Source organism: Planococcus sp. TJ-307, assembly GCF_058268435.1.
Map to the genome: position 1 here is coordinate 181,852 of NZ_JBZDOJ010000002.1, position 13,125 is coordinate 194,976.

Here is a 13,125-nt window from a genome sequence, read left to right on the forward strand (position 1 = left end):
CCAGCCGCCGTGAGTTTTCATGGCGGTTTTTCTTATTTAGTAAGACAATTAGCGAATTGTTTGATTATAATAAAGACGGAGGCGATAAACGATGTTAAAATCATTCAGTTTGGAAGGCAAGACGGCAATTGTTTCGGGAGCGGGCAAAGGAATTGGCAAAGCAATTGCCATGGCGCTTGCAGAGGCAGGTGCCAATGTGATGCTGGTGGCGCGTACCGAATCAGATCTGCAGCAGACCCAGCAGGAAATTGGCAATGACCGCACAGCATACATAATTGCAGACATAACAAAACGCAGCGATATTCAAGCTGCAGTGAAAAAAACAGTTGAGCAGTTTGGAGCGATTAACATTTTGGTAAACAATGCTGGAATGAACATTCGTTCTTCGTTATCGGATGCTACTGACGCGGAATGGCATCAAATTATGGATACCAACGCACAAAGCGTTTTTATGTTTTCGCAGGAAGCTGTCAAAAAGATGGACAGCGGCAGCTCGATCATTAACATCAGCTCAGTTGGAGGAGACCGTGCACTGAAAACTGGCGTTATTTATGCAGCGTCCAAAGCTGCGATCATTCAGATGACCAAGGTCATGGCGATGGAATGGGGACCGAAGAATATCCGCGTCAACGCGATCGGGCCGTGGTATTTCAAAACGCCTTTAACTGAAAAAATACTAAGCGATTCCGAATACTTGGAGTCCATACTGGCTGTTACTCCAATGAAGCGTGTTGGGGAATTGCCGGAAGTAGCATCTCCAGTTGTATTTTTAGCATCAGACGCAGCAAGCTATATTACCGGCCAAACACTCTTTGTTGATGGCGGCATGTCCATCCATGGATTTTCATAAGAAAAACAACATCCTTCCCAAAATCGGGAAGGATGTTTGAGCTTTTAGACAAAAGAATATTTACGAGACCAAAAGAATAAAATCTCATTTGGTCAGGTTTTATACGGAATCCTGCGCTCCAGCCGGACGCTTTCGGGCTCACAGGATGTGGGTCATGCAGCAGGCGCGACAGGACGTCGCGGTGCGGGCTGCCGCGGACGAAGCGCTGAGCCTCCTCGTCGCAAGCTCCTGCGGGGTCTCCTTCAAGTCTTTGCGACGAAGCTAGCGCAGCGATGCAGGAGTACATGTTTGCCCTTCGCCGTCTTGCGCTTCGGATCCTTGAGTGAAGAGATTACTAGGCTAGTTGAAATTGTTTCATTGGGAAATTGACGAGCAGCCTGCTCTCTTTCATCAAAGCCGCACGCTCCAACCGGGCTGGCCACGAAGACTCCTGTGGGAGCAGCGAAGCGACGAAAGCGGAAGACCCCGCAGAAACACAGTGACGAGGAAGCTGAAGCTTGAGCCTACGGAAAGCGAAGTGGCCGGATCGGTTGGGAGTATGCACGACTATTCATTTTATTGAGCCTTTGTCTACAATCTGCAACATCCTTCCCAAAAACGGAAAGGATGTTTTTCGTTCTTCCACAAAAATGATATGATAGAGAACAGTAACGGAGAAGGAGATTTCAAAATGACAGTTCTTGATCATAAAAAAGAATTACTTGAAACGGCTCATCTGTACCGGATCTTTCAAGACAATGAAGATACCGAGCGGGAAGCGAAAGCGCATTTATTTGCAAAGAAAATCTTAAAAAATAATTTCATTATCGGGTTTGCCGGCCATTTTTCATCTGGCAAGTCTTCTATGATCAATGCACTGACAGGTGAGACCTTATTGCCTTCCAGCCCAATTCCAACCAGCGCCAATATCGTCAATGTCCAAAAGTCAGAAACCGACTTTGCCATTGTCAATATGCGCAACGAGAAGCCAGTCTATTTCCCGGAAAATTATGATTTTAACGCGGTCAAAGAATTTTGCAAAAACGGAGATGTTACGCAGATCGACATCGGCCATCAGGCTTCTGTCCTGCCAAAAGGCATCACGGTTATGGATACGCCGGGAGTGGACTCCACAGACGACGCACACCGCATGTCGACAGAATCCGCCTTGCATGTGGCCGACATGGTTTTTTATGTGATGGATTACAACCATGTCCAATCTGAGCTGAACTTTAATTTCACTAAAGAATTGCAGAAATACACGGATTTGTATTTAATTGTCAACCAAATTGATAAGCATCAAAGCAGTGAAATGAGTTTTGCAGATTTCCAGCAATCGGTGCATGATTCGTTTGCAGCGTGGGGAGTGGTTCCGAAAGGGATTTTCTTTACATCGCTAAAGGATTTCGAGTTTCCAAACAATGATTTTGAGCAAGTCAAAGATCTCGTTTCTTCAACCATGCAAGAGTGGGAGGGCCATGTCGGCGAAGCATCGGATTCTGCCTTAAATCAATTAAAAGATGAACATATTCAATTTTTAGAAGACGAAAAAACAGAACGTTTACAGGCATTTTCAGAAGTTCTAGATCTACAAGAATGGGAAATGCGCGAAGACTTGAAAAAGGAAAACGCTCTCGTATCACGCAGAATGTCTGTACAGGATTTTGAAAATTGGCAGGCCAAATTTGAAAAAAGCCGCAAAGAACTGTTGGAAAACTCGAATATTATGCCTTATGAGCTGCGCAGTGCATTGACCAACTACTTGGAATCCATACAGCCAAACTTTAAAGTCGGTATGCTGTTCAGCAGCAAAAAGACTGAAGAAGAGCGACAAAAAAGGCGCCAGGAAGTGGATGAACGCCTTAAGACCACTGTATCTTCCCAAATTACCAACCACTTAAAAAAATTGATGAAATCTTCTTTGAAAGATGCCGGCATATTGACTGACAGTGAGTCTTTGGCAATTGACGACATGGTTTTTGATGTCCCGTTTTCTGTGGTCGAAGAACAGGCACCAGCTGGTACTTCGATGACGGGGGATGCAGTACTTAATTTTGCCAATAGCATATCCACTGCCGTACAGCGCTGGTTTATCCGTGAAACGGATGGCTGGAAAAAAGCACAGGAAGAAAAGTTCGACGGACTGACGGACGATGCCAGTACGGAAATAGACATGAAGGCACAAACCTTATCCAAAAAAGTATTGGCAATTCAGACGCTTGAAGAAATGGACAGCAAAATTGATAAAGTAAAAAAATCCTATTCAGCAATGCTCCCCAAACAAAAAACCGCTGCCGAAGATAAAGTAGAACAGTGGCTGAGCGAATTTGAAGTGTCCATTGAAGAAATGACCGAATTTGATCCAGCTATGCTCGAAAAAGGTGACCTTCAGCCAGAAGAACAGACACAACAGGCTGAAACTCTTGAAGTGGCAGCATTCGACGAGATCGCTGTGCTCGAGCGTGCCAAGCGGACTGCCGAAGTAATCGACCCGATCAAAGGCTTTGCAGAAACAGCCGCTTACTTGAAGCGAAAAGCGGGACGGCTTGAAGGACAGGAATTCACTATTGCGTTGTTCGGTGCTTTTAGTGCAGGAAAGTCTTCATTTTCAAATGCCTTAATGGGGGAGAACGTTTTGCCGGTGTCTCCAAATCCAACAACAGCAACGATCAACCGGATCCGGCCAGTTTCGGACGAGCATCCGCACGAAACCGCAGATGTGCGTTTAAAGACCAGTGCTCAAATGACAGAAGACGTGAAAAATTCCTTCCATGTTCTAGGGATTGATGTCACTTCTTTGGACGATGCATATGCCAAGTCGATGAAACTTCCAGATAATACCCCAACAGAGCAGCAAGTGCATAAATCATTCATTTTAGCCTTCAACAAAGGCTATTTGGAATTCAAGGACCGTTTAGGTGAAACCTTGCGGACCAATCGTGAAGACTTTGGTTTGTACGTCGCAAAAGAAGAAAAAAGCTGTTTTGTTGATGAAATTGATTTTTATTACGACTGTGAACTAACGCGCAATGGTGTGACACTTGTGGACACACCTGGAGCAGATTCCATCAATGCACGCCATACCAATGTCGCGTTTGAGTATATTCGCAACGCGGATGCAATTCTGTTTATCACTTATTACAACCATGCATTTGCGCGGGCGGACCGGGAATTTCTTATTCAGCTTGGACGAGTGAAAGATGCGTTTGAAATGGATAAAATGTTCTTTGTGGTCAATGCGATTGATTTGGCCAATGACGAGCAGGAAAAAGATGCAGTCGTCACCTATGTCAAAGACGAGCTGCAGCGTTTCGGTATTCGTTTTCCACGACTGTTTGGCGTTTCCAGCTTGATGGCGCTGCGGGACCGGCAGCATTCAGGCATGCCGGAGTTCGAAGAAGCGTTCCAGCACTTCCTAAAAGAAGAACTGAAAGGCATGGCGGTCCAATCGCTGGCGGAAGAAGAGCAGAAAACAGTGAACCGTTTCCGCAGCCTGATCGAACAAACCGAAAAGAACTTATTGAGAAAAGACGAAAGGCTGGAAGAACTCAAGCACTTGGAGCAGCAGCTGCGCATCTTGTTTGGTTCATCCATTGCCAAATTGTTGGAGCGGGAAGCCCTGCAGGAGCTGGATGAATTGCTGTATTATGTCAATCAGCGAGTGTTTTATCGGTTTAATGATTTCTTCAAAGAAGCCTTTAACCCCTCGGTTTTTTCAAACAAATCGGCACAGGTGGCACTGGATACCGCGTTGCTGGACATGAACGAAATGACCGGCTTTGATTTCCAGCAGGAGTTGCGCGTGACCAATTTCCGGCTGACCCAGTTCATCGAAAAGAAACTGGAGTCCCGCTTTAAGGAAGATACAGCAAAACTGAAAGAGCAAAATGCCGATTTTTCGTTTACGCCATACGAAGTTCAAGAAGCAGAGTCATTGGATATTGATAAACCGTTCACGAATGCGGACTACTCCTCAGTCAAATCGTATTACAAGAACAACAAAAGCTTTTTCGAGAAAAACGAAAAAGAGAAGATGCGCGATGCACTGCAAGCAATGATGGAACCCGATGCGCTGCGCTATTTGGAACAGGAAAAGAAAGAGTTGGCTAACTGGTCGGAATTTTGGATTGAGCAGGAAGCAGAAGGTCTGCGCCAACACATTCTTCGCCAGGCAATTGATCAGATCGATTCAGAGCGCACCTTGCTCCAGCAATCCGAAAAATTGGCCCAGTGGAAAGAATTATATTCAAACTTAATGGATGGAAGGGTGTAAACGATGTCAGTTTTTATTGAAACGACCGATACCGAAAACCATAGGTGGATAGATGCACGATTCGATTTGAAAGATCCGTCTGCCGGCAGAAAAATGTATGAACAGCAGCATGTAGCGGGCGCTATGTTTTGGGACCTTGAGAAAGACCTGTCGGACATGTCTGCAACTCAAGGGCGGCATCCAATGCCATCTAAAGAGCAGCTGACCCAATTGTTTCAGTCGAGCGGTTTAAACTTAGAAGACTCTATCATTATTTACGATCAGGGCGGTTCGCCTTATGCAGCACGCGCTTGGTGGCTGTTGAAATACGCTGGCTTTGAAAAGGTCCACATCAGCCAAAAAGGCTTTCGCCAGCTTAAGGAACAGGGAGTTGCGGTAACTGCGGATAGTCTAAGCCGTCAGCCATCCCAAATCAAACCAGATTTCAATGAAGAGATTTTTGCAGATCAAGATTATGTGAAAGCCGTTATTCGCGGCGACGAACTGGGTGTACTGGTTGACGCGCGTTCTGCAGCACGTTATGCAGGGTTGGAAGAACCTATTGACCCAGTTGCCGGAAGAATTCCTGGAGCACGCAATTTGGATTGGGCACAATTTGTCTCAGAAGGCGAGTTTCAGTTGGAGCAGGACATTAGCCCGGTGGTCCAAAAGCATGAACCGGCAGTTGTTTATTGTGGGAGCGGCGTGACAGCTGCTGCACTGTATGTCGTTCTTGCGGAAAAAGGTTACGATCAGCTGCGGCTTTATATGGGAAGTTTTTCGGATTGGATTACTGACGCCGAAAACGTTGTTGAATTTGATCGCGGTGAACATCCGGAAGCGGCTGACGATGAAACCAAAAAGATTTTGTCAAAATTGATCGAAGAAGGCTATTCAGGAGAAATGCTGATGAAAAAGTTCGAATATGAAAAATCATTAGTGAAAAAAGAATAAAAAATTCCCCGCCAGCGAATTTACTGGCGGGGAATTTTAGTTATTCAGTTAGCTCTGTGTTGCGCGTCAACAATACACGAATAATTTGATGATTTTCCATTTCGCGTACAGTGATTGAGTGATTGGCCAGTTCAACCGATTGGCCTTCATTGATATCGGTGTTTTGCAGTTGAATCCAGCCGCCAATGGTATCGACATCTTCGCTGTCATCGAACTCGATAGCAAAGCGATCTTCCAGATCAGAAAGCAGCACACGGCCATTCAATAAATAATTATTGATGTCGACCGCTTTGATCTCGTCGCGTTCATCCTCGTCAAACTCGTCGCGGATTTCCCCGACGATTTCTTCCAAAATATCTTCCATCGTGATGACTCCCGCAGTTCCGCCATATTCGTCAACGACAATCGCCATATGGACATGCTCTTTCTGCATTTTCAGCAGCACATCTTGAATGGGGGCCATGTCATGAACAAAGGGAATGCCGTGGACGACGATGCTATCGTTTAAGTCCTGCTTGTAGGTATAGTTGGTCAACATTTCCTTGACGTTGACAAAGCCGAGAATATCGTCTTTATCTCCCTGTTCGGTGACGGGGTAACGGGTGTACTGATGTTCACGTACAATTTCCATCAAATCGTCGTGGGTCATATCAAGTGAAATGGTCTCCATTTGTGTACGCGGCAACATAATGTCTTTTGCCATACGTTCGTCAAAAGAAAAAATGTTCTGCATATACGATAGTTCCGTTTGATTGATTTCACCACTTTGGTAGCTTTGCGTCATGATAATTTTTAACTCTTCTTCCGAATGGGCTTGTTCATACACAGCTGGCTCGACACCGAAAGCGCGAAGCAACAACCGGGCAGATCCATTCAAAAGCCAGATAAACGGTGCCAAAATGACGCCGAACACATAGAGCGGACGGACAAAGATAAAAGCCATTTTTTCCGCATATTGGATCGCCAGCGTTTTGGGTGCCAGTTCACCAATTACGACATGCAAGAATGTAATGATGGAAAATGCAATGATAAAGGAAAGAATCGATGCAGTCGATCCTTCGATTCCAAAATTCTCAAACACCGGGTGCAAAATCCGTCCAACAGTTGATTCACCTAACCAACCAAGAGCAAGTGCCGTTACGGTAATTCCCAATTGGCAAGCAGACAAATAATAATCCAAATTGCGGATGATTTTCTGCGTCAAAATGGCGTTTTTATGGCCTTCTGAGACAAGTTGATCGATTCGGGATTTTCTCACACGAATAATTGAAAACTCGGATCCAACAAATAAAGCGGTCAGTCCGATTAATAGAGCGACCAATAACAAATTGAGAATGGGTATACTGTCCAATACGTCCCTCCGACTGGGAGGGTTCACCTCTGCTTTCTATAAGTATGGACAGTATAACATAGATGCCAACCCATTTACCTTGTGGGCGAATCAAAGAAAATTCAATCCTTGTGTATTGAATGCAGCGTCAAATAAACTTATGATGAGAAGAGAGAAAAGGAGTGGTTTGATGAAAGTGCTATGGCATGGGGGAACAATATATACAATGGAAGCAGAAGGCGCTGTCGCGGAAGCGGTATTGGTGTCTGATGATCACATAGAACGAATTGGTACGTACGAAGAATTAAGAGGACAGGCGGATACCGAAATCGATTTGCAGGGAAAAAGCATGTACCCTGGATTTGTCGACAGTCACATGCACATGATTGGTCATGGTGAAAAGTTAATGCGCATCGATTTATCTAAGATCGCAAGCTCAGAAGAAATGCGCGAGCAGTTGGTCGAGTCAACGCAAGAACTGAACCCTGACGAGTGGTTTATTGGGGAAGGTTGGAATGAGAATAATTTTGCCGACCGAAAAATATTTCACCGGCACGAACTGGATGAAATTAGCCGCTCACCGATGATGTTGAAACGGGTATGCCGCCATGCGATCTTGGCCAACTCCAGCGCTTTGGCACTTGCAGGCATCACAAAAGACAGTCCAGATCCTGAAGGTGGAGTGATTGTTCGCGATGCAGATGGCGAACCAACAGGCTATTTATTGGACGCAGCACAGGACCTGGTGGCAAATCAAGTTCCAGAAGTTAGTGTCGAGTACTTGACGCGTGCACTTCAAAAATCAGTCGATGATTTGCTGTCGCTTGGTTTAACGGGTGCACATACAGAAGATATGGGCTACTACGGCCATTATTCACGTCCCCTGCAGGCGTTCAAAAACGTCATTGGCGGCCAAGTGAAATTTCGGGCACATTTGCTCCGGGCGCACAGTGCATTTGAAGAAATGATGGAAAATGCGTCATATGCAGAGCCATTTGTGGATCCAGGCCCAATGAAAATTTTTGCGGATGGTTCGATCGGCGGCAGAACGGCATTGCTGAGCAAGCCGTACAATGACGATCCATCAACAATTGGGGTTGCCATTCAATCTGATAAGGAGTTTAAGCGATTGGTTTCCATCGCCCGTAAACACGGTGAGGCTGTTGCAATCCATGTGATCGGAGATCTAGGTTTGGAAATGGCATTGGACGCGATTGAAGCGCATCCGGTCCCTACTGGAAAGCGTGACCGTTTGATACACGCGATGGTGGTCCGGGAAGATTTGGTAGCACGGATGCAACAGATAGATGTTGCGTTGGATCTCCAACCAAGCTTCGTTACATCTGATTTCCCATGGGTAATTGAACGCCTTGGGGAGAGCCGTCTGGAGTGGGCATATACATGGAAAAAACTGCTCGACCACGGACTGATTTGCGCTGGAGGATCGGATGCACCGATCGAAGAAGTAGATCCATGCCTTGGGATATACGCTGCAGTCACTCGCAGAAAGCCGTACGACTCACACGAAGGCTATCAGCCGGAAGAAAAATTGTCCCGCTTTGAAGCGATTCAATTGTATACCAGCGGCAGTGCAGCAGCTATCGGGAAAGAAGCAGTGCGCGGTGTAATTCGTGAAGGTTTTGACGCCGATTTTACCATCTTTGATCGGGATTTGTTTAACGGAAATGAAGAACAAATTTTAGAAGCACGAGCGGATATGACAGTAGTGGCTGGAGAAATCATGTATCAAAGGGGCGGACAGGCATGATGGAAAAAGAAGCATACATCATTACCGGTGCATCTAAAGGAATTGGGTTTGAATGGAGTCGCCAGCTTAGCGAAGCCGGGCATGTGGTCATTGGTATCGCAAGAACCAAACCAGAAAACTGGCCAGGCAATAGCTTTTTGCCGTTCGATCTAATACAAATTGACGCAATTGAAGATTTAATTGCACAAGCGGTGGCGTTAATTCCTAAAGAAATAAAAACCATTGTATTGGTGAACAACGCCGGTACGATCGAACCGATTGGACTCGCACATACGAACGATGCTGTTCAAGTAAACCAAAGCATTGTGCTCAACTTAACAGCACCGATGTTGCTCTGTGGCGCATTTATCAGCCAACTGATTAACAGCCAGGCGGACAAAAAAATCATCAATATTTCATCGGGAGCCGGACGCAAAGCCTATGAGGGCTGGAGTGCTTATTGTGCCGGAAAAGCGGGTCTGGACCATTTTAGTTCTTGCTTGGATACGGAAAACGAAGGAGTTAAAGTGGTCTCTGTAGCACCAGGGATTATTGATACCGGTATGCAGGAAAAAATTCGCGAAAGCGACGCTGCCGATTTTCCATTGATCGAGAAGTTTTTGGATTACAAGGAAAGCGGGATGCTTAGCAGTCCGGAAGAAACAGCACATTTGTTGATGGAAATGACCCAAAGGCCAGATTTTAACGAGCTGCCGGTTATTTTGGATATTCGCAATCTACCGGCAGTAGAAAAGGGGAGCTTGAAGTGAACAACACACCCGAACCTATCCTGCTCAAGCTGGCTGATGCCGACCAAGCAGGAATTGATATGAAAAGCCCTAAAGCTGTTGTAACATTCTTGCTTTCCCAAGGTGAAAAAGAATCTATTCTCTTCTTCTACAAGCCAAACAGCGTGGAATTTGATTTTGACAAGTTTGCTGGTGCCGTCGAAGAAATGTACAAACAGAAGAAATAAATTTTACTTTTTTAAAAAATTCAAATAAAGTGAAAGTCCGTAAAATGTTTATTTGCATTTACGGGCTTTTTTGTTGGTCTGGATTCCTCGTTTTTCCTTGCAGGCCTGATTATAACCAAATTCTATAGGGCAGATAAAGGATGCATGCAAGTAGAAGTTTGGGATTTGTAAGCCTTTACTTTATTCGTCAATTTCTGTCGATTTATAACCGTATCCGATGTATAATATACCTGAATTTTTCTATATAAAACTAACTGCCATTATCTGACGGGGGGATAGAGCCATGCTGTTGATTCCATTTTTAATTGGCCTAGTGTTCATTTTGATTCATTTCTTTGCAAGTGTTCTTGTTCCTACGGAAAAACTCAAACAGATGAAATGGTTTTCATTTTCAGGTGGATTGGCGGTTTCGTATATTTTTATTTACTTGCTTCCGACTCTGCACAAACAACAAACGAATATTGAGGAGCCTTACCGCCGATTGACGATGGAGTCGGAGATTTATTTTGTTGGTCTTCTCGGAGTTGTTCTATTTGTTGGCATCCAGATCATGATTCAAAACAACTATATTTCTAATAGATCCACCTTTTGGTCCGTCATTTCGTTCTATGCGCTTTACAACGCCCTCGTCTCCTATTCAGTACTGTCTTTCGAAGTATCGGCTATACAAGCTGTGTTTTATTGCGTGGCAATCGGTCCGCATTTTGTAGCCGTTGCCCATGATATGTGGAGAAAATTTCCAGTCGAATACACCAAATACGGCCGCTATATTTTGGCTCTAGGAATTGTGGTGGGTTGGATCGTTGCGTTAACAACCGAGCTAACGCCACTTTTTAAATCCATTATTTTTTCCCTTGTGTCTGGAGCAATGATTTTCACAGTATTTAAACACGAACTGCCAAATGAAAAAGAAACGCATTTTCCTACCTTTTTAACAGCTGTTCTCGTTTATTCTGTTATCACCATGTCATTAAAATTTTTCTTTGAGTGGTGAGTATGGCAGTTAGTTAATTTGGTTCGACGTGAACATGAACTGAAGAAATCTCAAACTTGGCGATCAATTCTTTTTCTACTTTTGTCGAAATATCATGAGCCACTCGTATATCTAAATCAGATCGGACCAAAAGTACAACATCAACGACTGCGCTATTGCCATAGTTTCTGGCACGGATATCTTTTACCCCTTTGACGCCATATACGCCCAAAACGATATCTTTATACGATTCGAGCATAGTTTCATCAAATCCATCCGTTAAATCATGAGTCGCATCCCAGAAAATTCCCCATGCAGTCTTGCATATTAAAAAGCCAACCAACACAGCTGTTACAGGGTCAAGCCATGAAAGGTTGAATTGAGCACCGATAATCCCTACAACCGCAGCTATGCTTACCCAGGCATCAGAAAGATTGTCCTTAGCTGCAGCGCGGACAGCTTGGCTATTAATTTTTTTGGCCAGTTTATTGTTATACCGGTAGACAAAGTACATGACGATAGCGGAAAAAATACCTGTCCATGCTGCGAGCAGATCTGGCGCTTCGTGGCTTCCTTCAAAGACAGAGAGGATTGCAGTGTAGACGACTTGCAGACCTATTGCTATCATAATAAAAGAAGCAACTAAAGAAGCAATTGTCTCTGCTCTCCAATGTCCATACGGATGGTTATCATCGGCGGGTTTTTGAGACAATTTCAGCCCAATTAAAACGGCGATGGAAGCGACAATATCAGTCACATTATTCAATCCATCTGCTCTGAGGGCTTCAGAATTTGCGGTGTACCCAATAAATAATTTGAGCACGGATAAAATAAGATAGGCAGTGATGCTCAACATCGCTCCTTTTTCACCTAACTTTAAGTTGTCGAATCTTTCTTGTTCCATTATCTGTTTCCCCACTCTCAATGTCATTAGAGTATAGTAACAGATGAAGATCGAGTGGGTCTATTGAAAAGTTTTTTCAAAATAACAAAAGGAAAGTGAGTGGGAAAGAAAGTTTCAATAAGGAAAGACATAGAAATTTGTTGGTTTGATGGGATTCAGTGTAAACTTACAAGCTATTTTATACGATAAAAGAATAACGAGAGAAGTAAAAAAACAATATATAAAAGTTTTTTTACATGCAACTAACTTAGCAAAAGGTTTGTAGCCTAAGTCATACAAACTAAAAATTCTCTATAAACAGAGCAACGGAAATTTTCCGTTGCTCTGTTTATAGAGAATAAAGCTAGAGTGTTTCTAAACGAACCAACTGAAACAAATTACACAAATGATCCAAGAGAGCCAAGAGCAAATGAATAAACATCAAAAGCGATGTGAATCAATAGCGGAATAATAATGCTATTGCTTTTTAATCCAGCCAAGTTAAAAAATATTCGAATCAATCCTTGAACAAAGATCACGTGTGCCAATGTGTCAATCATACTTCCACTATAGTAAGTAGAATAGTGGAGCAGTCCAAAAATGATTGCACTTACCACAACCCCAACAGTCTGAGCTAAAAGTAAGTTTTTTGTTTTTTGAAAAATCAAGTTCGCTATTGCCAGCAGGAAAAAAAAGCTAATAACTTCTTCAAACAGCAAAACAAATGGCAGCGAGATGAGGGTTTGAACCAAATGCTCTTCTCCTGGATTGGGTTGGAGGGGCGTATCAACAATCATAGACAATAAAAATCCAGATATCATGCTGACGATAATTGCAATGATGAACCAACCAAAAAAATTTTTAACCGGTTTAACAGGCTTTGAAAAAAGATCTTTGATTCCTTGCACCCCAAAACCAATAAGCAAAGCGACGAGAGACAGCAACGGGACAACAATAATTTTGAGTGTGAAAAGCCATCCATTCGGTGGAACTTGTAAATCTATCCAAAATACCACTATCAATATTACGAGGGAAATCACAAGACCAATCCATTTCAAGTCATAACTTGTAATGATCTTATTCATTGGAAACCCTCCACTAAAGGTAATTTTGTGATTATTATAGCAGGTATTTAGTTTCGGTCTATAAGACTTTCTGCCTTTCGGAGTTATACTTCATTT

General features: G+C 43.8%; 10 protein-coding genes. 7 read left to right on the forward strand and 3 right to left on the reverse strand.

Annotated elements, in window-relative coordinates; genetic code table 11:
• Positions 1-91: 91 nt before the first annotated feature.
• The 3 genes from AC4EHK_RS07100 to AC4EHK_RS07110 all read left to right on the forward strand — a co-directional run bounded on the left by AC4EHK_RS07100 (position 92) and on the right by AC4EHK_RS07110 (position 6,035).
• Positions 92-850 carry an SDR family NAD(P)-dependent oxidoreductase gene (locus AC4EHK_RS07100; RefSeq protein ID WP_490978096.1) on the forward strand — a complete coding sequence of 253 codons (759 nt, stop codon included), beginning with the start codon at positions 92-94 and terminating at the stop codon, positions 848-850.
• A 670-nt stretch (positions 851-1,520) separates the two neighbouring features.
• The gene (locus tag AC4EHK_RS07105; RefSeq protein ID WP_490978097.1) at positions 1,521-5,102 is read left to right on the forward strand and encodes a dynamin family protein; all 3,582 of its coding nucleotides are present in this window, start codon (positions 1,521-1,523) and stop codon (positions 5,100-5,102) included.
• A gap of 3 nt (positions 5,103-5,105) precedes the next feature.
• Positions 5,106-6,035 (forward strand): sulfurtransferase, encoded by a 930-nt coding sequence (locus AC4EHK_RS07110; protein ID WP_490978098.1) that lies wholly within the window; start codon positions 5,106-5,108, stop codon positions 6,033-6,035.
• A 40-nt stretch (positions 6,036-6,075) separates the two neighbouring features.
• Here the strand turns inward: AC4EHK_RS07110 and AC4EHK_RS07115 are convergent, their stop codons facing one another.
• Entirely contained in the window at positions 6,076-7,386 is a 1,311-nt protein-coding gene (locus AC4EHK_RS07115; RefSeq protein ID WP_490978099.1) for a hemolysin family protein, read from the reverse strand.
• 169 nt (positions 7,387-7,555) lie between these two features.
• Here AC4EHK_RS07115 and AC4EHK_RS07120 point away from each other — a divergent pair, with 169 nt between their 5' ends.
• The 4 genes from AC4EHK_RS07120 (at position 7,556) to AC4EHK_RS07135 (ending at position 11,082) form a co-directional block, all read left to right on the forward strand.
• Positions 7,556-9,133, forward strand: a complete 1,578-nt coding sequence (locus AC4EHK_RS07120; RefSeq protein ID WP_490978100.1) for an amidohydrolase — start codon at positions 7,556-7,558, stop codon at positions 9,131-9,133.
• The gene (locus AC4EHK_RS07125) at positions 9,130-9,882 is read left to right on the forward strand and encodes an SDR family NAD(P)-dependent oxidoreductase (RefSeq protein WP_490978101.1); all 753 of its coding nucleotides are present in this window, start codon (positions 9,130-9,132) and stop codon (positions 9,880-9,882) included. Before AC4EHK_RS07120 ends, AC4EHK_RS07125 begins: the two co-directional genes overlap by 4 nt.
• The gene (locus tag AC4EHK_RS07130; RefSeq protein ID WP_490978102.1) at positions 9,879-10,088 is read left to right on the forward strand and encodes a hypothetical protein; all 210 of its coding nucleotides are present in this window, start codon (positions 9,879-9,881) and stop codon (positions 10,086-10,088) included. The genes AC4EHK_RS07125 and AC4EHK_RS07130 overlap by 4 nt, the downstream gene beginning before the upstream one ends.
• 283 nt (positions 10,089-10,371) lie before the next feature.
• Complete coding sequence (locus AC4EHK_RS07135; protein WP_490978103.1) at positions 10,372-11,082, forward strand: hypothetical protein; 711 nt, start codon at positions 10,372-10,374, stop codon at positions 11,080-11,082.
• Positions 11,083-11,095: 13 nt separating this feature from the next.
• Here the strand turns inward: AC4EHK_RS07135 and AC4EHK_RS07140 are convergent, their stop codons facing one another.
• The gene (locus AC4EHK_RS07140; protein WP_490978104.1) at positions 11,096-11,965 is read right to left on the reverse strand and encodes a cation diffusion facilitator family transporter; all 870 of its coding nucleotides are present in this window, start codon (positions 11,963-11,965) and stop codon (positions 11,096-11,098) included.
• A gap of 377 nt (positions 11,966-12,342) precedes the next feature.
• Positions 12,343-13,029: a CPBP family glutamic-type intramembrane protease gene (locus AC4EHK_RS07145; protein WP_490978105.1), complete on the reverse strand. Its 687-nt coding sequence runs from the start codon at positions 13,027-13,029 to the stop codon at positions 12,343-12,345.
• Between the last annotated feature and the right edge of the window lie 96 nt (positions 13,030-13,125).

Bases quoted from the DNA above. Each gene is read 5' to 3' on its own strand.
- AC4EHK_RS07100 (WP_490978096.1), top strand. From the start codon at position 92: ATGTTAAAATCATTCAGTTTGGAAGGCAAGACGGCAATTGTTTCGGGA.
- AC4EHK_RS07105 (WP_490978097.1), top strand. From the start codon at position 1,521: ATGACAGTTCTTGATCATAAAAAAGAATTACTTGAAACGGCTCATCTG.
- AC4EHK_RS07110 (WP_490978098.1), top strand. From the start codon at position 5,106: ATGTCAGTTTTTATTGAAACGACCGATACCGAAAACCATAGGTGGATA.
- AC4EHK_RS07120 (WP_490978100.1), top strand. From the start codon at position 7,556: ATGAAAGTGCTATGGCATGGGGGAACAATATATACAATGGAAGCAGAA.
- AC4EHK_RS07125 (WP_490978101.1), top strand. From the start codon at position 9,130: ATGATGGAAAAAGAAGCATACATCATTACCGGTGCATCTAAAGGAATT.
- AC4EHK_RS07135 (WP_490978103.1), top strand. From the start codon at position 10,372: ATGCTGTTGATTCCATTTTTAATTGGCCTAGTGTTCATTTTGATTCAT.
- AC4EHK_RS07140 (WP_490978104.1), bottom strand. From the start codon at position 11,965: ATGGAACAAGAAAGATTCGACAACTTAAAGTTAGGTGAAAAAGGAGCG.
- AC4EHK_RS07145 (WP_490978105.1), bottom strand. From the start codon at position 13,029: ATGAATAAGATCATTACAAGTTATGACTTGAAATGGATTGGTCTTGTG.